Origin of the sequence: Cuneatibacter sp. NSJ-177, assembly GCF_022867805.1 — a bacterium.
In the GTDB taxonomy this organism is placed as follows: Bacteria; Bacillota; Clostridia; order Lachnospirales; family Lachnospiraceae; genus Pseudolachnospira.
This window is the reverse complement of sequence record NZ_JALIFO010000006.1, coordinates 1145111-1168794: the sequence shown is the minus strand read 5'-3', so window position 1 is coordinate 1168794 and position 23684 is coordinate 1145111. Positions and strand designations below refer to the sequence as shown.

Below are 23684 nucleotides of genomic sequence, written 5' to 3'. Positions count from 1 at the left end.
ATTCCCTCATATTCTATTTCATACTTCATCGCAGCCGGGCCGCGCCCGCTGTGCTCTTTGAAACGGTGGAAAATCAACGCCTTACTTTTGCTGGCCCTGACTTTCCGCCGGCTTTGTCTCGCCGAGTTCCGGAAGAAACCCCAGCTCGGAAAAAGGGGCGATGCGGAACCAAACTTTTCCAAGAATCTGATCCCGGTGTACATTTCCGATGATGGCAAAGCGGCTGTCCTCACTGCTGTCGCCGTTGTCACCAAGGAGAAAATACTCGTCCGCCCCCAGCTTCACCGGGTTCTCCGCCAGGCCGGGCACCGTGTACTCCGGAAGATTTTCATCCGCCAGCTCCCTGCCGTCAATCAAGATCCGTCCGTTTTTAATCTGTACGGTCTCTCCGGGAAGTCCGATGACCCGTTTCATATGGGTCTTTTCTGCCACCTTCGGATTGCGGAACAATACCACGTCCAGACGCTCCACCTGGAAAAAATGATAGGACAGCCGGTTGATCAGCACCGTATCCTCGGCCAGCAAAGCAGGCTCCATCGAATGGCCCTCCACCTTGACCTGATCGCCCAGCATCTGAACGAAAAAAACAGCCAAAGCGATGACGACGATCACATCGACCACCCAATCCGTCAGCGCATGAAGCCGCTTTCCCTCCTGCCCCTCCGTCTGCTTCTTTCTTCTTCTGCTTTCCACCGGCAACACCCCACTTTCCTGTTCTGCTATTGACCGGATTTCTAAATCGTAATAGCGATGCAAAGAGTAAAAAAGGGACCGCATATTTTCATATGTGTCCCTTTTTCATCATTTCACTAATTCTTTTACCTTGGCAGCCTTGCCGACACGGTCTCTCAGATAGTTCAGTTTCGCTCTTCTTACTTTACCTCTGCGGACCACTTCCACCTTCTCGATTTCCGGAGAATGCACCGGCCAGGTCTTCTCGACGCCGACGCCGTTGGAAGTTTTGCGAACCGTGAAGGTTTCGCGGACGCCGCCGTTCTGACGCTTCAGCACCGTGCCTTCAAAAACCTGAATTCTCTCGCGGTTGCCTTCCTTAATCTTGGCATGTACGCGAACCGTGTCGCCTACCTGGAAGTTTCCTGCGCCCTCACGCAGCTGCTCGGCTTCGATTTTCTTGATAATCTCGTTCATGATTCCTCCTAATATTCAGATGTTCATGACCAATGGGGTTGGCAGCGGACCATCCATATTTACACAGCGATTTATTCTACCATAAAGCGGTCAAACTTGCAAGCCCTTTTTCGCCAAATATTCCCTGTCTTTCTTGGTCAGCAAGGCTTGCTCCAACAAATCGGGACGCCAGCGAAGCGTGCGCTCCAACGACTGTTCCCGCCGCCATTTTTCAATGTTTGCGTGGTGTCCGGAGAGAAGCACCTCCGGCACCCTCTGCCCTTCGTACTCTTCCGGCCGCGTATACTGCGGGTATTCCAGAAGATTGTCGTGAAACGATTCAAATTCCGCAGAGACTTCGTTGCTTAAAACGCCGGGAACCAGGCGGGAGATCGCATCGATCATCACCATGGCCGGAAGCTCGCCGCCGGTCAGCACATAATCTCCGATGGATACGTAGTCGGTGACGATCTTTTCTAAGATCCGCTCGTCCACCCCCTCGTAGTGACCGCAGAGAAAGATCAAATCCTCCTCTTTTGCCAGCTCCTGGGCGATTTGCTGATTGAAAACATTTCCCTGAGGCGTGACATAAATCACACGGGCTTTTCCGGGAATCCCGCTTTTGACAGCCTGATACGCGCGGTCGATGGGCCCTGGCTGCATGACCATACCGGCTCCTCCGCCGTAGGGATAGTCGTCCACATGGCCGTGTTTATTTTCCGAATAATCCCGGATATTCGTGGCCGTCACCGAGATTGCCCCGGCCTGCAAAGCCCTGCCCAGGATACTGGTCCGGCAGCCCTGCTCGATCATCTCCGGGAATAATGTCAATACATGGAACCTCATAGATCCGCCAGCCCCTCCATCATATGAACTTTGATATATCCTTTGCCGGGGCAGATGTCCAAAATGCACTCTCCAATGGCGGGTAGCAGATATTCCCGGCCGCCGCCCTGAATGACATACACGTCGTTGGCTCCGGTCTGGATCACTTCCGTCAGTTTCCCAAGCTCCTGGCCCTGCTCATCCACGGCGGAAAGGCCGATCAGATCTGACACAAAAAACTCGCCTTCTTCAAGGGGAATCGCATCTTCACGGGAAACCAGCAGGTCGCTGCCCTTATATTTCTCGATGTCGTTGATGTTGTCGATTCCTTTGAATTTCAGAATCGCCATCCCTTTCAAAAATTTGACGCCTTCCACCTCCAGGGGGATCCGTTCCTTCCTTTTGGTCTCCATCACCAGTTTTTTCAGCGTGCGAAAACGGCTGATATCGTCGGTGGTCGGAAATACTTTGATCTCGCCGCGGATGCCGTGGGTGTTGGCAAAGACGCCGACACGCAGGTATTCTTCCATTTTTGGTCTCCTTTTCTCAGGCCAATCATTCTTCCTCAGTAAATGCCGAAACGGGCAAACGGCTCCATCTGAGCTGCTCACCCGCCTCCCGTTTACTGGATATCCAGCGTTACTTTCTTGTCTTCCTTAGAAGCCGCCACCTTGACAACGGAACGGATCGCCTTTGCGATGCGCCCCTGTTTGCCGATCACTTTGCCCATATCGGAAGGCGCGACTTTCAGTTCCAGAACGGTCTCCCGCTCTTTCTCCGTTTCCGTAACCACAACTTCCTCCGGATGATTTACCAGGGCTTTTGCGATTACCTCCACTAATTCTTTCATGTTCGGCTACCTCCTGGCGGATTATTTCTCTACGCCGGCAATCTTCAGAAGTTTAGCAACGGTCTCGGTCGGCTTTGCGCCGCTCTCCAGCCACTTCTTCGCCTTTTCCTCGTCAATCTTAATCACGCTGGGATCCTTCGTGGAATCATAGTAACCGATCTCCTCGATGAAACGTCCATCTCTCGGGGAACGGGAGTCCGCTACGACTACTCTATAGAAAGGAGCCTTCTTCTGTCCCATTCTTCTCAAACGAATCTTTACTGCCATTCGTATTTCACCTCCTTACACTTTCTCTTGATTTATTAAAAGGGAAGAGAAAATCTTCCTCTTTTTCCTTTTTTGCCCATCATGCCCGACATCTGCTTCATCATTTTTTTTGACTGCTCAAACTGTTTCATCAGCCGGTTCACTTCCGCGATGTCCACACCGGCCCCATTGGCAATCCGGCGCTTTCTGGACGGGTTGATCAGATCCGGGCGGCTTCTCTCTTCCTTGGTCATGGAAAGGATAATCGATTCCACCCGCTTCATCGACTTATCGTCAGGCATATCCACGCCCTTCAGCTTGCTTCCCATGCCGGGGATCATGCCCATCAGGTCGCCGAGATTTCCCATCTTTCGAAGCTGTGCGAACTGATCCAGAAAGTCGTTGAAATCGAACTCTGCTTTCCGGAGCTTCCGCTCCATCTCCTTGGCTTTCTCCGCATCCACCTGGGCTTCCGCCTTTTCGATCAGGGAAAGGATATCTCCCATGCCGAGGATCCGGGACGCCATGCGGTCGGGATAAAACTGCTCCAGATCGGAGAGCTTTTCGCCCATACCTACGTAGAGGATCGGTTTGCCGGTCACTGCCCGGATGGACAGGGCCGCGCCGCCTCTGGTGTCGCCGTCCAGCTTGGTGACGATGATTCCGTCGATCCCGATTTTTTCATTGAACGTGCTGGCTACGTTGACCGCGTCCTGACCGGTCATTGCATCGACCACCAGGATTGTCTGTTTTACCGGCACGGTTTCTTTGATCTTTTGCAGTTCTTCCATCATCGCTTCGTCGATATGGAGACGTCCGGCCGTATCGAGGATCACCACGTTCTGGCCATTTTTCTTAGCGTGCTCCAATGCCGCTTTGGCGATGTGGACCGGAGAGGTTCCGTCCCCCATGGAAAAGACCGGGACGCCTTGCTTTTCTCCGTTTACTTTCAGCTGTTCGATGGCGGCCGGGCGGTAGATATCACAGGCCACAAGAAGAGGCTTTCTGCCCTTCGCCTTCAGCTTTCCGGCGATCTTCGCCGCAGTCGTGGTCTTGCCCGCGCCCTGAAGTCCGGCCATCATAAAGATCGTCTGCTCATTGCCCGGATTTAACTCTAACTCCGTGGTCTCGGAGCCCATCAGGCGGACCATCTCTTCGTTTACGATTTTGATGACCATCTGGCCGGGGGTCAGGCTGTTCATCACGTCGGAGCCTACAGCCCGCTCCTCCACTGCTTTGACGAACTGCTTTACTACTTTGAAATTGACGTCGGCCTCTAAGAGCGCCATCTTGACTTCTTTCAGCGCTGCTTTTACATCGGCCTCGGTCAGCCTACCCTTGCCCCGGAGCTTTTTGAACACATTTTGCAGTTTATCGGACAAGCTTTCAAATGCCATAAATCACAACTCTCCTATTTGCTCGGAAATCTGCTCAATCTTCTTCACACAGGAAGCGTCTCCGCCGGCGTCGAACTCCCGCGCCAGACGGTGGATTTCCCCCACCAGCCTCCGGGTTTCCTCAAATTTCCGGATCAGGCCCAGCTTCGCCTCGTAATCCCGCAGGGAGCGGTCGCACCGCTTGATCAGATCATGCACGCCCTGGCGGCTGATCTTCTGCTGTTCTGCGACCTCACTTAAGGAAAGGTCGTTAAACACCACATCCTCATAGATCCGCTTCTGATGCTCGGTCAAAAGTTCGCCGTAAAAATCATACAGCAGCGCCTGTTCCACAAATTTTTCCATATTGAATCACCTTTGCTATCATACAGGATGAAAGCTTGTTTGTCAAGTGTTTTTTCTTGACAAAGGAAGCGTCTATAACTTGGCATTCTCCCAGATTTCTTTCCGCGCCTCGTACTGCTCGTTCAGCCACTGGGCCGCCGCCTGCATGCCTTCCTCGGAGAAGTCGAAATCCGTTGTCTGACGCAGTTCCTCCGGCGCCACATCCGAACAATAAGGCTGGGGCCAGACCATCACGATCAGCCGGGCCGTCTCCTCTTTCTGCTTTTTCAGCAGATACCGCATCCCCTGATAGCTCCCGGTCAAATTTTGCTTTTCCAGGAATCCCAGTGACATCAAAGTCTTTCTTTCAATCAAAATTTATCACCCTTCCGATTTTTGGTTCCATCTTCCCCGATCCCAACCCTTTTTCAAAAATAAAGTATACCATAATAATTCAGAGTGTGCTAGAATAGAATTAGTTCTGTTTCCAAAGATAGAATCGGGTCTAAAGGAGCAGTGTCAACCAATACTGGCTCAGCCGAAAAAGTCAAATCAAGGAGCATATCATTATGAAAAAAATACTATTCGCAGCATCGGAATGTGTCCCTTTTGTAAAAACCGGCGGTCTGGCCGACGTGGTTGGATCTCTTCCCCAGTATTTTGACAAAGAGCAGTACGACGTGCGCGTGGTCATCCCCAAATATCTCTGTATCCCGGACAAATACCGGAGCCAAATGGAATATGTGAACCACTTTTACATGTATTTTAACGGCAGGAACCGCTATGTCGGAGTCCTCAAGCTGGAATACGCCGGTATCACCTATTATTTCGTGGACAATGAAGAGTATTATTCCGGACCGACCCCCTATTCCGATCATTTTTACGACCTGGAAAAGTTCAGCTTTTTCTCCAAGGCAGTCCTGTCCATTCTGCCGTCCCTGGACTTTCATCCGGATATCATCCATTGCCACGACTGGCACACCGGCCTGATTCCGGTCTATCTGAAAAATGAGTTTGCCGCCGATCCTTTCTATCCCTCGATCAAGGCAATTATGACGATTCATAACCTGCGTTTTCAGGGAACCTGGAACATTGAAGACATCAAACATATGACCGGCCTTCCCGATTATCTCTTCACACCGGATAAGCTGGAGGCATATAAGGACGCCAATTTCCTGAAAGGCGGCATCGTCTACGCTGATTACGTGACCACGGTCAGCGAAACCTACGTCGAGGAGATCAAGACCCCGTTTTTCGGCGAGAAGTTGGATAAGCTGCTCTGGGCCCGTTCCAACTGCTTCTGCGGCATCCTGAACGGTATTGATTACCGGGAGTACGACCCAGCCAACGACGATAAAATCTATCAGAAATTTGACACGAAAAATTTTCGAAAAGAAAAAGTGAAGAATAAAATCGCCCTTCAAAGCGAGCTTGGCCTGGAAGTCAGCGCCAAAACCATGCTGATCGGCATTGTCTCCCGGATGACAGACCAGAAGGGCTTTGATCTGATCGAGCGGGTGATGGAGGAAATGCTCTGTTCCGATTCCATTCAATTCGCGGTCCTCGGAACCGGAGACTGGCACTACGAAGAAATGTTCCGGCGCTTCGCCGCCCATTTCCCCGGAAAGATATCCGCCAACATTTGTTACAGCGAACAGCTCTCCCACCGGATTTACGCCGGCAGCGATGCGTTTTTGATGCCCTCCCTGTTCGAGCCCTGCGGCCTCAGCCAGCTGATGGCGCTCCGCTACGGAACCTTGCCGATCGTGCGAGAGACCGGAGGCCTGAAGGACACGGTCGAACCTTACAACGAATTCGCCAACACCGGCACCGGTTTCTCCTTTGCCAACTATAACGCCCACGAGATGATGGCTTCGGTGCGGTACGCAGAGCAGGTCTACTATGACGGGAAGCGCCGCTGGAATCAGATGGTGGAGCGGGCGATGAAGAAAGACTTTTCCTGGGAGACCTCGGCGAAAAAGTATGAAACTCTGTACGACAGCTTATAATTTGCCGGAAAGGCAGAACTGATCTTGGAAAGTTCATAGAAATGCAGTCAAATCCCCTGAGTCCAGATCCGATTCAGGGGATTTGACTGCTCTCTTATCATTTTATTGTTTCCGACTTCAACATCGCTGAAAACGTCTCAATCTGTGTCTCCAGCCGTCCCAGCTCAATATCCTTCCCCCAAAAATCCAGTTCTAAAAACAACGTCTTTTTTCCGGTTCGCTCCTGAATTCTCCGGGCTAACAGTTTCTGATGGGCTCCCATCCACCGGTCGAAGGAAAACATTCCAATCAAATACGCGTCCAGCTGATAGCGGATCAGATAGTCCCCGATCATCTCCGCTTCTTCTTCCATGGTGGAGGCGATGCCGGCCCGCATCCAAAAAGAAGCCACCTTTTCCTCAAAGCTGCCGGTCCGGCACCCGCCGTCCTTTCGGGCCATCACAGCCGTGCTGGTCAAAAGTCTTACGCCGTTCGCCTCAAAGAGGTCGCTGACCTCCGGAACCAAAAAGGGCAGCAAAAAGCAGCCGATCCGGCAGGACGGCTTGTTCTTCCCTGGGTTCAGCCGTTCCCGTTCCTGAAGCTCTTTTCTCAAAATCTGCAGGGAATGAAGCGCCGGCTCCCAGTCGGAAAATCCAGCTAAGAACAGTGCCTGCACCAGGGCATTTTCATTTCCGCCCAGCTGGATATGGGTGCAATTCCAATGGTTCAAAGACTCTACGGCAAAGGATAGTCTCTCCCATTTTTTCCACGCCCGTTCCTTTGCCTCTTCTCCGATCTCGATTCCCGCCTTTTTGCCCACTTCGCGCAGCGTGTCCCCGATCTCCGCCGCCATATACGCCCTGCGTGCTTCTGGTTCCTCCGCCGCTGTTTTGGGCAAAATCACGGAAGCCAACGGCCAGCTTTGAAGCCGCAGGTTCAGCCATTCATTGGATTTCCCACTTTCATCGCAGAGCATCCCCCAATTCCACATGAGATCCGGGTCAGGGAGAAGCCCGGACTCCGCGGAGTAGATGCGAAGCTCATTGAGACCACAGTGGCGGCAGCAGGGCGATCCGATCACGTCCCCCGGCCCTTCCCATCCGAGAAAGCCGCGCAGAACCACCATCAAGAGGTAATCAGCCGAGCATACTAGCACCGAATCCCCTCCGGCTTCCTGAACCGCCAGCAAAGCCGGGATCGGCGCCGGGACGGTCGTATAAATCCGGTACGCCGGACTCTTCCGGTACAGATTTAAGAATTCCCGCACATAGGCTCCGATCAGCAGCCGGATCCCCTCCAGCCCCATATCATAGTGGGACGGCAAAATCTCCTCCGCCGCACGGCGCAGGTCCTCCCCACACAGCCCAAATGGGCGGCAGGCTTCCTCCAATACAGCCGACCAAGCTAGGATTTCCTCTTCGGAAAAATCACATGCCTTTAAAAAGGATGCAGCCCCATTCAGGGCTGCCCGGTTATGTTCCATATTCTTTTCCGTCCTTCTCACCCAAACAATTTCCGTACCAGAAAGCCCAGATACTCCTCATAGGCCGCCTGTGGGTAACTTTGTTTATTTTGGAGGTGTTCCAGAATCAGTGAACACATCACACATTCCACCAGAACGCAACCCTTCTGATAATCGTCTTCCATCTCCTCGCAGGGACATGTCTTTTTTAAGAGTTTCCAAAACAGGCCATACAATGGCCTCATCTCCGCATCCTGACGAAACTCCAGCGAATCTTTCCCGAACATCAGCTCAAAGCTTCCCTGATAGTCCTCCGCGAACAGATAAATTTCCCGGAGGATCAGCATACATAGCTCCGCGGCACTTTTCTGGCGGACGGTCTCTTGATTGGCATCCAGCGCCTGATAAACTCTGTGATAGAGGCGGTTCATTCCGTCCAAAACGATCTCTTTTTTTATTTCGTTAATATTTTCCACGTAATTGTAAAGGGTCATAGAAGAAACCTTCAGTTCGCCGGCTAAATGGCGCACGGAAAGCGCTGCTACCCCCTCCTCGTTAACAATTCGGGAAGATATTTCAAAAATCTTCTGTTTATCATAGATTTTTTTACTTCTAGCCATAGTCTGCCAATTCCATTTCTTGATTTTAAGCCATGAGTCCAGTTATCATGGAGCGTGAAAGACACACTTCTTTATCAGATAGAAATCATTTTTTCCATATGTAAAAAGTAGGAAATATTTTCAATCTGACGGATCCGATCTTCAATCCGATAATTTTCATCATCCCAAAAATCGCCTTCGATATAAAAATGCTGAATCCCGGTCTGTTTTTCCACCATCTGGATCATCGTTTTCTGATGAGCTCCCAGCCAGCGGTCAAACGTGTAAAAACCGTAGAGCATCCCATTCAGCCGATACTCTTTTAAAATTTCGGATATGATGTTCGCCTCATCCTTCATATTGACGGCATTGGCCCCTTGGTACCAGTGCTTCGCCACCGTATAGTAGGGGTTTTTGCAATCGATAAAATTCAGTTGTTCTTTGGAAAATGCGAAGCAGGTACTGAAACTCAAGCTGACGCCCTGATCTAAAAATGCCTTGTCCACCCAAGGCAGACAAAAAGGGATAAAGTGGCAGCCCAGCTTCGGCGCTCCCTTCGGCAGAACGCCGATCCCAGCTGCGATCCGCGCCTCCACCTCCCGGATCATCGTTTCCAACGCTTCCCGCAGATAGCGAAACCCAGTATCAAAGGCCATTCCGGTGGGCGCGCCGAACAGGGTAATCTCATTTCCGGTAATCGGCTGAGGATCCGCATTTCCCACCAGGTGATTCAGATAGTCCAGGCGCACGATATAGGAGTGATACTCCTCGATGGCCTGACACATATGTTCCCTCTCCACCGGGACGCCTGTGATCTCCCCGATCTTTTTTTGAGCATACTCCAGTTGGGCTGCCAGGTATTGAACCCGCTCTTCATTGTCCGCCTCATGGCTGCCGTATGCCTGATCATGGGGAACCATTGTCGTAATGTAAGACCACTTGGGATCTTCCAGGCATTGGATCAGCTCTTCCGTCTTCGGGCCTTCATTGCAGTACAGGCCCCAGTTCCATACCACATCCGGGGAAACGATCCGGTCTTGACGCCGCGCGTTCAGCCGCAGTTTATTGAGGCCGCAGTGGCGGCAGCGGGGGGTCATAACCGTCGTGTCTTCCATCAAAGGATCCGCCCGATTAAAAAACGAATTCAAAACAGACGCCATCAGGAAGTCCGGATAAGAAATCTTTACCTTGTCTCCTCCGGCGAATTTGATGGCCCGGTAGCACACCGGCTGGCTCGGCATGATTCCGTACACGACCTTAGATCCTGCCTTCTTCCACTGGTCTAGACTGCACATCTCCACTAGTTCACGGATATAGGCGGCCATACAAAGCCGGACTCCGCGAAGACTGGTATCCCAATAGGCTGGTATCCATTCCTGAACAGCAAAATCCACATCTTTTTCCGTCAGACCGATTTTCTCCGCCGCTGCTTCCCAACGGGGAAGGAACGATTCCAATTCTTCTCCTCTAAAATCCAGCAGCTTCAAAAAATTTCTATGAGCCAACGCTCCCATTCTATCGTTCCTCCTTTGAAAGTGGATTTTTTATCTCCACACTTCGCACTATGAAAATAGCGGCGGGAAGTTCAAATATTCTTTTCTTTTTCCTTAAAATAAATTCCGTATACTGAACAATCATTCTACAGCAACAATTATTTTTAATCATAACAATTTTTTATCCATAAAGCAATAGATGATAAATAAAAAATCAGGAAGGGCGCCGGGGCGCCCCTCCCGCAAGCAAATCCATTACTCAACAATACCCTTTTTCATTTTCAGAATTTGGCAGACACTCTCAATTCTGGTTCGGAGAGCTTCCGGGCTATAATCACGGTCATCCCAGAAGTCCGCCTCGATATAGTAGGACGGAATCCCCATCCGGTCTTCCAAAAGTTTCGCCAGCATCTTATGGTGGGATCCCAGCCAACGGTCGAAATCGAAGAAGCCCATGATCATGGCATCCGGATGATTCATCTCGATCTTTTCGATGATTCCCTCCAGCTCGGAGCCGAGGTTCTGGCCGATGGACATCCGCAGCCACATCTCCGCAGCCTGCATCCAGCTATCCTCATATTTGCTCGGCGACAACTGTTTCTTGGAAGCCGTCAGCACATGGGAGAAGGAAATGATAACGCCATTGTCGCGGAACATCTTTCCTACCCACGGAATGCAGAACGGCACATTGTAGAAACCGACCTTCGGAGCACCCTTCGGCACGATTCCCCTGCCTTCCTTGATGGCGGCGCGCATTTCCTTAATCAGAACGTCCAGAGCTTCTTCCATATACTTAAAGCCAGTGTTGAACGGCAGGGTGATCGGCTGCTGCATCATGGTCAGAGCGTCGCCGCCCAGAGGCGCCGGATCTGCGTTACAGCACATATTGACCAACTGGCCGATCTTAAAGCTGTATTTGTTATTTGCTTTCACTGCGGCAGCCATGGCTTCATCGGTAACCTTTATGCCGATGGCGTCGCTGACCTGCTGTGCGCCTAACTTCATCATATCAGCCAAATATTTTACACGGTCCTCAATCTCATCGTCGATGATGCCGAACTCGGTGTCGTGAGGAATACGGGAAACCACGTAGTTCCAGTCCTGACCGATCAGGCATTTGATCATTTCATCAGTCTTCGGGCCTTCGTCACAGTTGAAGCCCCAGGACCAGATGATATCAGGAGCTGCGATCAGGCCGGAGGAAAAGGCGGCAAAACGCATCTTATTTAACGGGCAGTGACGGCAGCCGTAAGTAAAGCCCTCGGCCTCCGCACGGTAGAAATAGGGAGCAGCCTCATGGAAGAAGGAATTCATGACGTTTACCAGAAGCAGGTCCGGGAAACCAACGAAAACCTTGTCGCCGCCTGCGTGCTTGATGGCGGTATAGTTGGTGGCGATGGCCGGGAGAATTCCGTAAACGATTTTCACGCCATCCTCTTTCATCTTCGGAGTGGCAACCACGTCGATGGTCTCGCGCAGGTAAGCGCCGATCATCATCCGGATTCCTTTATACTGGACTTCCCAGTTATCCGGAATATAGTGGTCTACGGCAAAGGCAATATCTTCGTCGGAGAGCCCCATGCGGTCCGCCGTATATTTCCATTGAGGATATATTTTTTCCAGCTCTTCTCCGTGGAATTCAGCAAGCTCCAGTAATTCGCGGTTAACATCTCTAGGCATTCTTTTTTCCTCCCTTCAAAGCCTCGACAAAGCTCTCCAGTCTGGTCGTCAGCGGTCCCATGGACTCACGGGAATACTCGTAAGAGGACTCCAGCTTCAGCATCGGCATATCCATTTCTTTCAGCCATTTTGCCACGCAGGAACACTCCATGTCGTAAATCTCGTCAAAGGCCAGCTGATACCAAACCACACCGTCGATCCGGTTCTCTTCGATCAGCTTCTTGATATACTCAAAGCGCTGTTCCCAGGCGGGCTGGAAGATGTCGATCGGGACCTTATTTACATATTTCGCGTCCACAAAGTTGTCGATCAGATTGCCTTCGAGGGCTACGTCGTCGTTGTATGTACGGATCCCTTCGTCCAGGAAATCCGCCACGATGGCGGCTCCGGCGTCTTCCAGAATCTTCGGAACAACATAGTCGCCGATGGCTACGGCGTGGCCGACCAGCAAAATACGAGGGCAGTCTTCCATAAATTTACCGGGGGCATCTTTTAGTTCATCGTACAGTTCATCCAGTTTCCCGATCATCACGTCATTGTCCACCGCGAAGGAATAGTGGTTCAGTTTGATGAATTCGCTGAATCCGATCGGAGGATTGTTCTTTTTGCGAAGCTCGCTGATCTTGCGGAGGCGCTCATTGATCGCATTGGTCTTGGCAAAATTCTTTCTGACCTCGTCCTCATCGATCTTGTTGCCGGTAACTTCTTCCATCTTGGCAACAAATTTTTTCAGCTGATCTTTATAGTAGTCCACCGCCAGCTGTTTATCCCAGTCGGGAGGGACGCCAACCTTGAAGACCGGAAGTCCTTTGAATTCCAACAGCTCGGAGATACGGCCGACATGGTTATCGGTCTGCTGCATCACGATCAAATCGGTGATCGGCGTCACAACGTCCATGCCCATCAGCCAGTAGCCTGCCATGGAACGGGCCAGCGGGTTCATGAACCGCAGCATATACTCTAGTACAGCGTCCGGAGCTTCCGGGTCGCCGCCTCTGCACATCAGGAATGGTTCCGCCCCTGCCGCGCGGATGTACTCTTCCGGAATAAAATTACCGGTGTACTCGATTACCTTCTTGCCTTCCTCCTTGGCCTTCTGCAAAAGCACCGGACGGGCCTTTGCCTGTTTCGCGAGTTCCTTCATAATTGCTTCCACTCTGAATCTACCTCCTTTTTCGTTGATTCCACATTATTTGTGAAATGCCTTACCCAAACCGTTTTTGCTGCACTCCATCACAATTTCAGCCAGGGTCGGATGGGCATGAATCATTGTTGCAACATCGTCGATCGTGATCCCCTTTTGAACCGCCAGAGCGATCTCGGAAATCAAGACGGAAGCATCCACGCCGAAAATCTGACCGCCCACCACGACACCGTCTGCCTTCCGGGCCACTATCTTGATCATTCCTGTGGTGGACTGCATACACATGGCTTTTTCATTGGCGCTGAAAGGCATTCTGCCGACGGTCGTCTCGATTCCCTGTTCTTCCGCCTCCGCCTGAGTCAGGCCAACGCCGGCGATCTCCGGATTCATGAATATCGCCCAGGGAATCACATCATACCGGATTTGGGAATCCATCCCTGCGATATTCTCCGCAGCCACAACGCCTTGGCGCTGCGCCTTGTGGGAAAGCTGCGGGCCTACGGTGATGTCCCCGGCCGCATAGATATGGGGAACGGAGGTTCGCATATGGGCGTCCGTGATAATCTGTCCTCTCTCCGTGGTCTTCACTCCGGCCGCTTTCAGATTCAGATCTCCGGTGTTGAGTTTCCGGCCGATGGCCACCAGCGTCATGGCGCTGACCACCTCTTCGCCGTCTCCCAGCCGGGCAACCGTCATACCGTCCCGCTCCGTGACTTCCTCAATTTTATTTCCCGTCCGGATCTCCACCCCCTGCTTTTTCAGGTAAGCGCTGACCTGGCCGGTGATCTCTTCATCCTTCATGGCCGGCACCACGTGGGGCATCATCTCCACCACGGTCACTTTGCAGCCGAAGGAGGAGAACACATAGGCAAATTCCAGTCCCAGGGCTCCGGCGCCGATGATGGTCATGCTCTCCGGGATTTCCGGAAGATTCAACGCTTCATTGCTGGTGATGATCGTGGTCCCGTTGATATGGAAGGCCGGAATCATGGCCGGCTCCGATCCCACTGCAATGACAAAGTTTTCCGCCGTTACCGTGCGGACTTCTCCTTTGGGATCGGTCAGTTCCAGGGTATGTTCATCCAGAAAACGGGCTTTTCCGTTCAGGATATCAATTTTTCTCGGCTTGATCAGAACATTGGTCAGGCCAAAGCGCAGGCTGTTGATCGCCGCGTTTTTCTTCGCATGGATCGCTTTTTGATCCGCCCGGAATCCGTCTACCTGAATGCCGAACTTCGCCGCCGATGCGACCGCGGTATAAGTCTCGGCAGATTTCACCAAAGCCTTGGTCGGGATACAGCCCCGGTTGACACAAGTGCCGCCGACGCCGTCCTTCTGCCGGTATTCCACGATCGCCACTTTCTTGCCGAGATCCGCGGACCGCATGGCGGATGAACATCCACCTGAACCAGCACCAATGGAAATTACATCATAATCGTACATGGCGCATATCCTCCTTACCCATGTGCCTTCTCATAATTTTCTTTCGCCGCCAGAGCCGCCCCGAAGGCTGCTGTGGACTGGGGCATCAAAATGGCGGTCACTTTCTTTTTCAGGAACTGCTCAAAATATGCGCGGACGCCTTCGTTGTTCGCCACGCCGCCGGAAAAAATGATCGGCTCCTGATACGTAATCTGTCCGGATTTTCCCATATTGACGATCCGCCTGGTCACAGATTTGCACATGCCCGCCACAATGTCTTCCTTGGGAATTCCCTGGGACAGCAGAGAGATGATCTCCGACTCGGCAAAGATCGTGCACATGCTGCTGATGACGCAGGGATTGTCGGAGCGGAGCGCCAATTCTCCCAGTTCTTCCATCGGCACATTCAAAAGCCGGTTGGTCAGGACCTCAAAGAACCGCCCGGTTCCCGCCGCACACTTATCGTTCATCTCGAACCGGGTAACCATTCCTTTTCCATCCATCTCGATGACCTTGCTGTCCTGGCCGCCGATATCGATGATGGTCCGGACGCCAGGGTAAAGATGATGAGTGCCGGTGGCGTGACAGATAATTTCCGGCAGATCCATATTCGCCCTTTCAAAGGCCTTTCTCCCGTAGCCGGTGGAGACCAGAAAAGCGACATCCTCCCACTTGTTTCCGGACTGCTCCAATGCCTTTTTCAAAACGTCCTCGCCGCTTTGATTGCGGTCAAAGGTCGTAAAGATCAGGGCAAAAATCAAATTCTTTCCATTTTCATCCAAGAGGACCGCTTTGCTGGTTGTGGAACCAATGTCTACGCCTGCAAATATCATGGGAATCACCTTCCATCCTTTTCACTGTAATAGTTTTACTCGCTGGCGCCCTTACACTTTTGAATCAGGAGGCCTGCCACGATGATCGCTGCCGCGCCGACTTCCACCACGATTGTGTTTTTACCGAATCCCCAGCGATCCAAAACAGCGCCGGATACGATCGGAGCTCCCAGCTGGGCCAACGTCAAAGCCAAATTGCCGATGGCCATCCCGTACCCGGTATCCTGAGGCTGAACCGCCATGGGGATCAGCGTATAGATCGTCGTGATGATCGGTCCGGCAAACAGGCCGATCAAAACGATGTACGGAGCTGCAATCGACATCGGGATAGAGAAACACCAAATACTGACGATGAACAGGCCGATGCCGCTGACCAGCATGATCTTGCGCGGGCTGATCTTCTTGTCGATTAAGGTGCCGCCCAGAGTCGTGCCGATCCAGAAACCCAGGTAACCGATGCCGCCCATGGTCCCGGCCATCGCGGCGGTCATGCCGTTTTGCTGGAAGAACGTAGGCGTCCAGGTAGAGAATGCCACATCACGGACACCGCAGCCAAAGAAACAAAGGGCCAGTACCCAGATCATCGGGTTCTTCAAAACCCGGCCGACACTCGGAGCTTCCGCAGGAGCGGGAGCCTCTTCGGTTCCTTCCGTCTGCTGATCCTTCACCACTGCCAAGCAGATGATGAGCATCACGAGTGGAAGGATTGCGGTTACAATCCAGACGCCTTTTAAACCGCTCATCAGATTCTGGAGCGGGACCGCCGTCACATAAGTGATCAACGCTGCAACCGGGATAAAGCCGGCCTGGATTCCCATGGGTTTTCCTCTTTCTTCCGGCGCAAAATATCCGGCTACGATCGTCGGCATCGCAACTGCGATCAACGCAGAGCCGATTCCTTCGATGCAGCGGCTGACCATCAAAAGCGGAAGGCTTCCGGCAAAAGCTCCCACTGCAGAGCCAACAGCGGAACAAAATAGAGCCAGCAAAGTGGTTCTTTTTCCGCCCAGCTTGGTCAATATGTAGGCGCCGGGAATGATCAGGATTCCAACTGCGATGGCATAAGCAGTCATCAGCATGCCTCCCTGGGCATTGTTGAGCGACATGCTCTCCAGAATGGACGTCATCAGCGGAGGAACCTTAAACTGGTTGATCGCGATGGTGATACTGCCGATGAAGACACAGAAAAACACGGCCCATTTGTTCGTTTTCTTCATTGCTGCTACCCCTCCTTCACTTCGTTGCTTTGGTTACTAGTTTCCCGCCCGCTTCTGAAATATCATTTGAACATATGTCAGCTTTGCGTTTTTGAAGAAATCGCCGTTCCTATTCTTACAGGGACAAGCCCCTTCGGGGCTGAAAAACTCCACCAGACAGCTGCCAATTTCTGTCACGGGAATCCCGTAAGATTTGCTGAGCCAAACCGAGATGGAGATCAATTCGCCGTAGACCTCCTTCAGGCAGACCGTCCGGAAACCGTTTTGCTCAAACAATTCCTGGTATTCTTCCGCCTGCCCCACCCCGGCAAAACAAGGGATGAAGTCAACCCGTTTCCGCTCATCCGGCTGCGCCTTCAGACGGATTGCAAAGTCATTGAGAATGACTCTACCACCTTCCTTACATACACGATACGCGCTCTTTACCGCAGCTTCCTTGTCCGGAAGCAAAGAGAACGCCGCCTCGCTCACCAGCAGGTCCGCCGGAGCCAGTGCGGCCGGCAGGTTCTGAGAATCCCCCTGGCAAAACCGGAGTTCTCCCTTCCCCGTTTTCGCCCCATGGGTCCTTCTTGCCTGCGCCAGCAGCTCCTCGGAAAGATCCAGCCCCGTCACCTGGCAAGGATACCGCTCCGCAAGATAGGCCGATGCGTCGCCGTATGCACATCCCAGCTCCACGATCCGGTGGATTTCCTCCATCGGGATCTGATCCAGTCCTTTTTGCAGCAGGCGGAATCGGGCCGGGCGGTCCCGGAACACCTCCAGAAGACTTTTTCTGGCCTCCATCTTATTTGCCTTCCAACATCTCTTCGGCCGATTTCAACTCCCCGGTTACGTAATCATCCAGCAAAAATTCCGTGCCGCACTGGGGGCAGCGCAGGCCCGGAGCCTCTGGAAGGTCTACCTCGTTGTAAGTCAGCTTGATGTCGTCCACTTCCGCCATAGCGACCTTACACTTGGAACAAAACCACTCTGCCATTCCTCTTTCTCCTTCTTTCTTGATCTGATTGCCGCTTTATCAATTCTCACTCAGCGAAACGTGATGGCTGTATCCGTTTTGAAGCTCACAGGCATCTCCGGCAGCTGCATACTCTGCGTAGACGGTAAAACCGCCGATAACCCGCTTGGCCAGACGGTGGTTTTCATCGTCATCCTGATACAGATAAACGCCGTCTGCCTCTGCGCCGTCAACCACCTGCTGCACATCCTCTTCCTGAATCCCTCGCTCCTCCAACTGTTCACGCACCGAATCCGATATCTCGATCTTCATTTCTTTTCTGCCCCCTTTCTGTTGAATATTTACACCGTAAGTATATAGCCTGTTATTTTATTTGTCAATATGTTTTCTGTATTTTCTTATATGGATTCAATTTTATTTTTCTTTGTTCTGCTGTCGGTTTTTGTTATCTAACTTATTTGCCGGGAGGGTCAAGGAGATATCCCAGCAAATCCCCGGCGTGAAACATCGCCCCGTCCGGCATCACCTGCTGAAGAATTCCGTCTCCGGGAGAAAACAGCTCAAAAACCTGTAGATCCATACCGGCCTGACAGAGCAGCTCTCCTTTTTTCACCATCTCCCCTTCATCCTTTTCCCAGAACAAGAAGGAGTCTTTTGCCGCCAGATCAATCCCGATGATCTGGCATTCGCAGGTGACCGCTGGATTTTGAATCGGAATCACCCGGTCCGGAACCCGAACTTCCAGCCGATGCTGGAAATATGTTTCCGTTTGCGCCGGATCAAAAGGGCAGCGCGCCCGCAGACATTCAGCGTTCCGATGGGAATTTCGGCATACCGCCTTCTCCGGCCAGGCAAGGAAAGACCCCAGACGTTCTTTTGCAAAAATGACTCCCTGTTCCAGGGCGAGAAACGTATTCCGTTTGCAGCACCTGGGACCGCCGATCTCTCCCATCCGGATCAAACCATTTCCCACGGCCAGCTGCAGCACTCCCCACTCTTCCTCCGAATGAGGGGTGACGGAAAGCGCAATACTTCCGAAAATCCCGATGCCGACGGCGGCTCCGCAGCAGCCCTGATAACCGCAGGCGCCTCCGGGAACCTCTTTTGCCCTTTTTTCCGCAGTCAAAAGCGCTTCGGAAAGCCAGCTCTCCGTTTTTTCCTGCTCCCCCGCATAGGCGGTCAAAAGAACCGCGGGCACAAGAAAGTGATGAACCGGAGAGTGCATCGGGCATTCCGCCTCCGCCATCAATTCCGTGCCAAGGGAATACGGTTCCAGCCCCTCCCTTTGGCGCAGGCGCTCCAGACAGTATTCTTTGATCCTGTCCCAGATATCCATCAATCCATCCTCCTTTCTCCAGCCGGATGAAACCGGCACTGCTTGCCAAGACAACCGGTATTCTGCCGGTAGTAACGGCAGACCGGCGGCGTTCCCTCCGGAAGCAGACAGCCAAACTCCTCCCGCATTCCACGGGAAGCCGCCCACAGCACGCCGAGGATTGCCCGCTTGCAGCACCTGGGGCCTGGGGATTTCGCCATTTCTTCCTGGCAGGCCGCCGTGATCCTGCTAAGTCTTAGCAGCGGTTCTCCACTGAACGAGTTGATCTGATAGAGAAGGCTCACCGCATTTCCTGCTGCCAGGACCGCGCCGCACACCCCGGAAAAACCGCAGATTCCCATGGGAATGCCCTTCGCCCGGACCAACGCCTTATCCAAAAGAGAACGGCGTTTTTCTTCGCTGCGCCCCTCCGCCTCACAGCAGGCGGCAATCAACGCCCCCGACGTCAAAAAATGATGCTCCGGCCCATGAATCCGAACCGCTTCGTTATCCATCAAAGCCATCGCCAACCGGACCGGGTCGGAATCGGCGGAATGGGTGAATTCCTCCAAAAAGTACGGGTATGCTTCTTCGTTTTTCTTTAAGGTGCAGGTTATTTTCATTCTTTCGCCTCCGAAATCGGACGAATCAGCTTTTTAAAGACGGCTCCCTGGCGCAGCGCTCCCGCCTCCAAAACAACGATTTCCAAATCCGCTCCTTGGGCAAACGCCGGCTGGACGGAAAGCGGCTTCGACAGTTCTTCCTTTAGCCGTAACGTCTCCTCCGCAGTCAAACCCTCCACCGGTTCAACGGCGAAGCGAACTCGTTCTTTGTCTTCTTCTTTTTTGTGGAACACATCATAGTCCACAATCTGAGGGAAGGCATAGACGGTATCGTCGAACAGGGACGGATAGATCTCGCTGCCGTTGGCCAGGGTCACACACGCTTCCCGGCGTCTTTTTACCGGACTGATGGAACCGAGGCAGCAGCCGCATGCAGCTGGAGCCCGCCACATCCGCGCAATATCATGGGACCGGTAGCGGATCAGGGGCATCGCCTCTCTACCCAGAGTGGTGAAGACCAACTCTCCCTCCTCCCCATCGGCTGCCGGTTCTCCGGTCTCTTTGTTGATCACCTCGGCAATGATCCCGAATTCATTATAGTGATAAACCGGTTCTTCTGCGCATTCGATGGCCATACCAAAACCAGCCTCCGTCAGGCCATAATGATTGATCACCCGGCAGTTCCAGGCATTTTCTATGTAGGATCTCATGGTATCGGAGAGATATCCGATGGTCAGGAACATGGTCCGGACACCCAGACTCCTCAGATCGTATTTTCGTTCCATTTCCTTTGTGATCCGGTAAATCATATGGGTACTGCCGAACCAGACCGTGCATTTATGATTTCTGGTCGCTTCGATCTGCTCCTCGCTTGAACAAAATATCCCTGTGGTAATGGCGCGCACACCCATCCGGGCCGCCGCCTCCGTTACCAGCTCCGCCTGTCCGCGTACCGAACCGCTCGGCATCAAGATCTGGAGCACCTCCCCCGGCTCAGAGATCACTTTCATCCCCACCCGGATAAACTCAATCACTGCCTCCACGTCCGCCGGGGAAAAGAACAGGTGCTTGCTGGGGCCGACAGTGCCGGAGCTGACGTAAGTCACCGGCTTTTCCACAGCCCCCTGGGAGATGCAGAGGAACTGATAGCTCTTCGCCGCCAAGTCCGACGGCTCGGTCAAGGGAAGACGTTTCAGGTCTTCCAGGCTTTTGATATCCTCCGGCCGGATTCCGCCTTCCTCCATTTTCCGCCGGTAAAAACGGCTTTTCTCATAGGCGTAGCGCACGGTTTCCTGCAGCCGGTACAGGCGGTAGCGGGAAAAGATCTCTTCATTCATCTCTCCGGCCGGCACGCCGGGGTTGGCGCGCAAAAACCCCTTATCCTTCTCCATGGCGTTTTTGCACAGCTCAAATACGCCTTCCTCCATGGTAATGGCCATAGCAACACCTCCTTTAGCTGATGCCGGGATAAAGCTTTTCTCCCTGGCAGTTGGTCAAATATTTCGCACACAGGGGAATCAGGCGGCCGTCCCTTCCAACGATCTGCACCGTGCATCGGGACAGCCTGGCCAGATCTAGGTTCCACGCATCCTGAAATGCCATGCCGCCGATGGTCAGATGACGGTTTTTGCCCGGCGTCCAATTTTTCCTGGTGACTTCCCGGACGTGGGCGGAGGCCTGCGCCCTCTTCGGAAGAGCCTGATACCGGGTTACCGCGTGTAGGCGCCCGCCTTTGCCTTCCATGTAATACGCCCCGAAGCTGCACTGGGGATGCTCGCAGTTTCCCGGCAGGAAATGCTCCCGCCGCACCTCTCCCCCGGTCTGTTCCTCTAAAAGACGCAGGACTTCCGGGATCGTGATCCGGTCCGAATCTTCCGGCGGCTTTGGATACGTTCCAAAATAGCTGACCGGCTGAAAATACACGCCTCTGACCGTGGGCATAAACTCCTTGGCCAGCCGGATAATCGCGCCGAGCTCCTTCTCATTGGAGCCAGGGATCACACAGGGCACCAGCACCACTGCCAAACCGGCCGCAGCGCTGTTTTCCAGCGCTTTTATTTTCAGCGGGAAGATATCCTTCCCATACTTTTTCAGATAGGGGCCGCTCGTGACGCCGTCCAGTCCCAGATACAATGTGGTGACACCCGCCTCTTTTAAGTGTTTCAGATAATCCGGGTCCGAGGCCGCCCGGATTCCATTGGTATTTACCTGGATATAGGAAAATCCCAATTCCCTGGCCTTCGCTGCGATCTGGGGAAGATCATCGCGGACCATCGGTTCTCCGCCGCAAAGTTCCAGTGGGAAATTTTCTCCCCCGGCCTTCCGGTAAAACAAAAGCTGTCCGGTCAGCTCCTCCAGGCTCGGCTCAAAACGAGCCTCCTTCCCCACCGTAAAACAGACTGGACACGCGGAATTACAGCGATTGGTGACCATCACAGCAGCCGAACAGACTTCCTGCCGGTGACCCATACAGCTTCCGCAGTGATCCGGACAACCGGCCACCGCACCGAGATCTTCTTCCGGATTCCATCCGCCGTACCGCAGCCATTCCAGATAGGAATCCCCGCTGTCTCTCCAAATCACCGTCTGAAAAGAACCGTGCTCTTTGCATTCTTTGCTCAGATAGACAGCCCCGTCCCGCTCCGTTACAGAGGCATCCAGCACGCTCAGACAGACCGGGCAGACACTTTTTGTCCGATATAACTCATTCACACTCACCGCAGTCCTTTTCCTCCTGTAAACAGACCAGCCTTCCATCCAAATCCACCTGGTAAAGATGGCCGCCCTTTGCGTCCGTCAAATGAAAGGCGCACAGCGGCGTCAGATTCCCGTCCGGGGTCACCACATGGACGCAGCACCCCCGCAGCCTTGCCAGATCCACATTCCAGACATCCTGGAATCCCATCCCGGTTACAGACAGCGTATATTCCCTTAAACGGCGCAGGAATGCTCCCATCGCAGTCCGGGAACGAGATTTTCCTTGCTCTTTCGGCATCCGCCAATACTCGTTGGTGAACTGATTGGCCTTTTCCGGGAAATTGGTTCCCGGCTCACAAGGGGCATCCTCCCTCCGGTTCTCTTTGGTGATCGCGCGGAGTTGTCCTTCCTCGTCCAGATAGTATACACTGCTGAACGAACAATGAGAATCGGAACGTTTCCGGGACACCATGTCGGAAAGCCGCATCTCTCCGCCGGTCTGCCGTTCTAGTTCCTGCATCAGATCCCCCAGCCCCATCCGCGCTTCATCCGGCGGACACTGGTCTGGGAAACGGCCAAAGTAGCTGACCGGCTGAAAATGAATCCCTTTTACCGCCGGCATATGTTTCTTGGCAAAATCCACGATTTCTCCCAGCTTCCCGTCATTGACCCCTGGCGTCACCACAGGAACCAGGAGTACTCCCAAGCCTGCTTTCGCACAGTGCTCGATGGCGCGGCATTTCACTTCAAACAGATCCCGGCCCCGGATCGCCTGATAGACGGCATCGTCCGTGCCGTCAAACTGCAGATAAATCAAATCAGCTCCCGCATTTTTTAGCCGGGCCGCATAGTCCGGGTCCTGGGACAGTTTCAGGCCATTGGTGTTGACCTGGATGTGGGAAAATCCCATCTCCTTGCCCATCCGGAGCAGATCTTCCAGATCTTCCCGCACCGTCGGTTCGCCGCCGGAAAATTGGATGGAGCAGTTTCCGCTGGTTTTCCATACTGCCTCCAGCATCCGTCGGACCCCTGCCTGATCCGGTTCCCATTGATTGATTTTTCCGGTGTCGGCAAAACAGATCGGGCAATTCATGTTGCAGCGGAATGTAACCTCCAGAACCGCCGTACAGGAGGCGCCTTCGTGTTCTTCGCACAGGCCGCAGTCATAAGGACATCCCCGTCTCGCAGGCTTCCCTTTCACCTGATCCGCATGAACAGACAGCGCCGGCCATTCCTCGAACAGCTGGGCGTCTCTCCAGAAAAGAGTCCGAAAATCCCCATGCTCCTTACACTCCTTCTCGAAATAGACCTTGGAACCCTCTTTCCGATATCTGGCCGGGATTCGTTTTCTGCAAACCGGACAAATACTTTGCGTTTGCGATAAAATACTTGGTTCCATGTGACTACCCCTTTCATCCTGTTCGATATTTATATATATTTACATTGTAAATTATAGAACTTTGTTACTTTATTGTCAACATTCAGTTTTTTATTTTTTAGACATTTTTTATTCACAAAAAAGATGCCGCCCGGTGCGCTTTCCCCG

General features: G+C 52.9%; 26 protein-coding genes. 1 reads left to right on the top strand and 25 read right to left on the bottom strand.

Features of this window, described 5'->3' with window-relative positions:
- Nucleotides 1-81: 81 nt before the first annotated feature.
- The 9 genes from lepB to MUB23_RS13220 form a co-directional block, all read right to left on the bottom strand.
- Complete coding sequence (gene lepB, locus MUB23_RS13260; protein WP_244801071.1) at nucleotides 82-693, bottom strand: signal peptidase I; 612 nt, start codon at nucleotides 691-693, stop codon at nucleotides 82-84.
- Nucleotides 694-801: 108 nt separating this feature from the next.
- Nucleotides 802-1149: a 50S ribosomal protein L19 gene (gene rplS / locus MUB23_RS13255; protein ID WP_244801070.1), complete on the bottom strand. Its 348-nt coding sequence runs from the start codon at nucleotides 1147-1149 to the stop codon at nucleotides 802-804.
- A 90-nt stretch (nucleotides 1150-1239) separates the two neighbouring features.
- Nucleotides 1240-1974, bottom strand: a complete 735-nt coding sequence (trmD, locus tag MUB23_RS13250) for a tRNA (guanosine(37)-N1)-methyltransferase TrmD (RefSeq protein ID WP_244801069.1) — start codon at nucleotides 1972-1974, stop codon at nucleotides 1240-1242.
- Complete coding sequence (gene rimM / locus MUB23_RS13245) at nucleotides 1971-2483, bottom strand: ribosome maturation factor RimM (RefSeq protein WP_244801068.1); 513 nt, start codon at nucleotides 2481-2483, stop codon at nucleotides 1971-1973. Before rimM ends, trmD begins: the two co-directional genes overlap by 4 nt.
- 92 nt (nucleotides 2484-2575) lie before the next feature.
- Nucleotides 2576-2803, bottom strand: coding sequence for a KH domain-containing protein (locus MUB23_RS13240; RefSeq protein WP_244801067.1), 228 nt, complete (start codon nucleotides 2801-2803; stop codon nucleotides 2576-2578).
- A gap of 21 nt (nucleotides 2804-2824) precedes the next feature.
- Nucleotides 2825-3070 (bottom strand): 30S ribosomal protein S16, encoded by a 246-nt coding sequence (rpsP, locus tag MUB23_RS13235; protein WP_244801066.1) that lies wholly within the window; start codon nucleotides 3068-3070, stop codon nucleotides 2825-2827.
- Nucleotides 3071-3105: 35 nt separating this feature from the next.
- The gene (gene ffh / locus MUB23_RS13230) at nucleotides 3106-4446 is read right to left on the bottom strand and encodes a signal recognition particle protein (RefSeq protein ID WP_244801065.1); all 1341 of its coding nucleotides are present in this window, start codon (nucleotides 4444-4446) and stop codon (nucleotides 3106-3108) included.
- Nucleotides 4447-4449: 3 nt separating this feature from the next.
- Entirely contained in the window at nucleotides 4450-4791 is a 342-nt protein-coding gene (gene ylxM / locus MUB23_RS13225) for a YlxM family DNA-binding protein (protein WP_244801064.1), read from the bottom strand.
- A 72-nt stretch (nucleotides 4792-4863) separates the two neighbouring features.
- Nucleotides 4864-5145 (bottom strand): hypothetical protein, encoded by a 282-nt coding sequence (locus tag MUB23_RS13220; protein ID WP_244801063.1) that lies wholly within the window; start codon nucleotides 5143-5145, stop codon nucleotides 4864-4866.
- A 194-nt stretch (nucleotides 5146-5339) separates the two neighbouring features.
- On the opposite strand from MUB23_RS13220, the gene glgA reads away from it, so the two are divergent.
- Complete coding sequence (gene glgA / locus MUB23_RS13215) at nucleotides 5340-6779, top strand: glycogen synthase GlgA (RefSeq protein ID WP_244801062.1); 1440 nt, start codon at nucleotides 5340-5342, stop codon at nucleotides 6777-6779.
- A gap of 97 nt (nucleotides 6780-6876) precedes the next feature.
- Here the strand turns inward: glgA and MUB23_RS13210 are convergent, their stop codons facing one another.
- The 16 genes from MUB23_RS13210 to trsS form a co-directional block, all read right to left on the bottom strand.
- Nucleotides 6877-8241 carry a 2-hydroxyacyl-CoA dehydratase family protein gene (locus tag MUB23_RS13210; RefSeq protein WP_244801061.1) on the bottom strand — a complete coding sequence of 455 codons (1365 nt, stop codon included), beginning with the start codon at nucleotides 8239-8241 and terminating at the stop codon, nucleotides 6877-6879.
- Between the two features lie 17 nt (nucleotides 8242-8258).
- On the bottom strand, nucleotides 8259-8840 hold the full coding sequence (locus tag MUB23_RS13205; protein WP_244801060.1) for a TetR/AcrR family transcriptional regulator: 582 nt from the start codon (nucleotides 8838-8840) through the stop codon (nucleotides 8259-8261).
- A gap of 74 nt (nucleotides 8841-8914) precedes the next feature.
- Nucleotides 8915-10333: a 2-hydroxyacyl-CoA dehydratase family protein gene (locus MUB23_RS13200; protein ID WP_244801059.1), complete on the bottom strand. Its 1419-nt coding sequence runs from the start codon at nucleotides 10331-10333 to the stop codon at nucleotides 8915-8917.
- Nucleotides 10334-10567: 234 nt separating this feature from the next.
- On the bottom strand, nucleotides 10568-11992 hold the full coding sequence (locus tag MUB23_RS13195) for a 2-hydroxyacyl-CoA dehydratase family protein (RefSeq protein ID WP_244801058.1): 1425 nt from the start codon (nucleotides 11990-11992) through the stop codon (nucleotides 10568-10570).
- Complete coding sequence (locus MUB23_RS13190; RefSeq protein WP_244801057.1) at nucleotides 11985-13148, bottom strand: 2-hydroxyacyl-CoA dehydratase subunit D; 1164 nt, start codon at nucleotides 13146-13148, stop codon at nucleotides 11985-11987. Before MUB23_RS13190 ends, MUB23_RS13195 begins: the two co-directional genes overlap by 8 nt.
- A gap of 33 nt (nucleotides 13149-13181) precedes the next feature.
- A complete protein-coding gene (gene lpdA / locus MUB23_RS13185; RefSeq protein ID WP_244801056.1) occupies nucleotides 13182-14579 on the bottom strand; it encodes a dihydrolipoyl dehydrogenase in 1398 nt (465 codons plus the stop codon).
- A gap of 14 nt (nucleotides 14580-14593) precedes the next feature.
- Nucleotides 14594-15391 carry an acyl-CoA dehydratase activase gene (locus MUB23_RS13180; protein WP_244801055.1) on the bottom strand — a complete coding sequence of 266 codons (798 nt, stop codon included), beginning with the start codon at nucleotides 15389-15391 and terminating at the stop codon, nucleotides 14594-14596.
- A 35-nt stretch (nucleotides 15392-15426) separates the two neighbouring features.
- Nucleotides 15427-16608: an MFS transporter gene (locus tag MUB23_RS13175; protein ID WP_244801054.1), complete on the bottom strand. Its 1182-nt coding sequence runs from the start codon at nucleotides 16606-16608 to the stop codon at nucleotides 15427-15429.
- A gap of 36 nt (nucleotides 16609-16644) precedes the next feature.
- Nucleotides 16645-17391, bottom strand: a complete 747-nt coding sequence (locus MUB23_RS13170) for a class I SAM-dependent methyltransferase (RefSeq protein WP_244801053.1) — start codon at nucleotides 17389-17391, stop codon at nucleotides 16645-16647.
- 1 nt (nucleotide 17392) lies between these two features.
- On the bottom strand, nucleotides 17393-17584 hold the full coding sequence (locus MUB23_RS13165) for a DUF7479 domain-containing protein (protein WP_244801052.1): 192 nt from the start codon (nucleotides 17582-17584) through the stop codon (nucleotides 17393-17395).
- Between the two features lie 39 nt (nucleotides 17585-17623).
- Nucleotides 17624-17875, bottom strand: a complete 252-nt coding sequence (locus MUB23_RS13160; RefSeq protein ID WP_244801051.1) for a hypothetical protein — start codon at nucleotides 17873-17875, stop codon at nucleotides 17624-17626.
- 142 nt (nucleotides 17876-18017) lie between these two features.
- The gene (locus MUB23_RS13155; RefSeq protein ID WP_244801050.1) at nucleotides 18018-18899 is read right to left on the bottom strand and encodes a DUF5714 domain-containing protein; all 882 of its coding nucleotides are present in this window, start codon (nucleotides 18897-18899) and stop codon (nucleotides 18018-18020) included.
- Nucleotides 18899-19501 (bottom strand): DUF5714 domain-containing protein, encoded by a 603-nt coding sequence (locus tag MUB23_RS13150; RefSeq protein ID WP_244801049.1) that lies wholly within the window; start codon nucleotides 19499-19501, stop codon nucleotides 18899-18901. The genes MUB23_RS13155 and MUB23_RS13150 overlap by 1 nt, the downstream gene beginning before the upstream one ends.
- Nucleotides 19498-20880 carry a DVU_1553 family AMP-dependent CoA ligase gene (locus MUB23_RS13145; RefSeq protein ID WP_244801048.1) on the bottom strand — a complete coding sequence of 461 codons (1383 nt, stop codon included), beginning with the start codon at nucleotides 20878-20880 and terminating at the stop codon, nucleotides 19498-19500. The genes MUB23_RS13150 and MUB23_RS13145 overlap by 4 nt, the downstream gene beginning before the upstream one ends.
- 13 nt (nucleotides 20881-20893) lie before the next feature.
- On the bottom strand, nucleotides 20894-22159 hold the full coding sequence (locus MUB23_RS13140) for a radical SAM protein (RefSeq protein ID WP_244801047.1): 1266 nt from the start codon (nucleotides 22157-22159) through the stop codon (nucleotides 20894-20896).
- Nucleotides 22146-23537 carry a radical SAM (seleno)protein TrsS gene (gene trsS / locus MUB23_RS13135; protein WP_244801046.1) on the bottom strand — a complete coding sequence of 464 codons (1392 nt, stop codon included), beginning with the start codon at nucleotides 23535-23537 and terminating at the stop codon, nucleotides 22146-22148. The genes MUB23_RS13140 and trsS overlap by 14 nt, the downstream gene beginning before the upstream one ends.
- Between the last annotated feature and the right edge of the window lie 147 nt (nucleotides 23538-23684).

What these genes read in the sequence shown, in the direction of transcription:
- rplS (WP_244801070.1), bottom strand. Translation starts at nt 1,149, where the DNA reads ATGAACGAGATTATCAAGAAAATCGAAGCCGAGCAGCTGCGTGAGGGC.
- trmD (WP_244801069.1), bottom strand. Translation starts at nt 1,974, where the DNA reads ATGAGGTTCCATGTATTGACATTATTCCCGGAGATGATCGAGCAGGGC.
- rimM (WP_244801068.1), bottom strand. Translation starts at nt 2,483, where the DNA reads ATGGAAGAATACCTGCGTGTCGGCGTCTTTGCCAACACCCACGGCATC.
- MUB23_RS13240 (WP_244801067.1), bottom strand. Translation starts at nt 2,803, where the DNA reads ATGAAAGAATTAGTGGAGGTAATCGCAAAAGCCCTGGTAAATCATCCG.
- rpsP (WP_244801066.1), bottom strand. Translation starts at nt 3,070, where the DNA reads ATGGCAGTAAAGATTCGTTTGAGAAGAATGGGACAGAAGAAGGCTCCT.
- ffh (WP_244801065.1), bottom strand. Translation starts at nt 4,446, where the DNA reads ATGGCATTTGAAAGCTTGTCCGATAAACTGCAAAATGTGTTCAAAAAG.
- ylxM (WP_244801064.1), bottom strand. Translation starts at nt 4,791, where the DNA reads ATGGAAAAATTTGTGGAACAGGCGCTGCTGTATGATTTTTACGGCGAA.
- glgA (WP_244801062.1), top strand. Translation starts at nt 5,340, where the DNA reads ATGAAAAAAATACTATTCGCAGCATCGGAATGTGTCCCTTTTGTAAAA.
- MUB23_RS13210 (WP_244801061.1), bottom strand. Translation starts at nt 8,241, where the DNA reads ATGGAACATAACCGGGCAGCCCTGAATGGGGCTGCATCCTTTTTAAAG.
- MUB23_RS13205 (WP_244801060.1), bottom strand. Translation starts at nt 8,840, where the DNA reads ATGGCTAGAAGTAAAAAAATCTATGATAAACAGAAGATTTTTGAAATA.
- MUB23_RS13200 (WP_244801059.1), bottom strand. Translation starts at nt 10,333, where the DNA reads ATGGGAGCGTTGGCTCATAGAAATTTTTTGAAGCTGCTGGATTTTAGA.
- MUB23_RS13195 (WP_244801058.1), bottom strand. Translation starts at nt 11,992, where the DNA reads ATGCCTAGAGATGTTAACCGCGAATTACTGGAGCTTGCTGAATTCCAC.
- lpdA (WP_244801056.1), bottom strand. Translation starts at nt 14,579, where the DNA reads ATGTACGATTATGATGTAATTTCCATTGGTGCTGGTTCAGGTGGATGT.
- MUB23_RS13180 (WP_244801055.1), bottom strand. Translation starts at nt 15,391, where the DNA reads ATGATATTTGCAGGCGTAGACATTGGTTCCACAACCAGCAAAGCGGTC.
- MUB23_RS13175 (WP_244801054.1), bottom strand. Translation starts at nt 16,608, where the DNA reads ATGAAGAAAACGAACAAATGGGCCGTGTTTTTCTGTGTCTTCATCGGC.
- MUB23_RS13170 (WP_244801053.1), bottom strand. Translation starts at nt 17,391, where the DNA reads ATGGAGGCCAGAAAAAGTCTTCTGGAGGTGTTCCGGGACCGCCCGGCC.
- MUB23_RS13165 (WP_244801052.1), bottom strand. Translation starts at nt 17,584, where the DNA reads ATGGCAGAGTGGTTTTGTTCCAAGTGTAAGGTCGCTATGGCGGAAGTG.
- MUB23_RS13160 (WP_244801051.1), bottom strand. Translation starts at nt 17,875, where the DNA reads ATGAAGATCGAGATATCGGATTCGGTGCGTGAACAGTTGGAGGAGCGA.
- MUB23_RS13155 (WP_244801050.1), bottom strand. Translation starts at nt 18,899, where the DNA reads ATGGATATCTGGGACAGGATCAAAGAATACTGTCTGGAGCGCCTGCGC.
- MUB23_RS13150 (WP_244801049.1), bottom strand. Translation starts at nt 19,501, where the DNA reads ATGAAAATAACCTGCACCTTAAAGAAAAACGAAGAAGCATACCCGTAC.
- MUB23_RS13145 (WP_244801048.1), bottom strand. Translation starts at nt 20,880, where the DNA reads ATGGCCATTACCATGGAGGAAGGCGTATTTGAGCTGTGCAAAAACGCC.
- trsS (WP_244801046.1), bottom strand. Translation starts at nt 23,537, where the DNA reads ATGGAACCAAGTATTTTATCGCAAACGCAAAGTATTTGTCCGGTTTGC.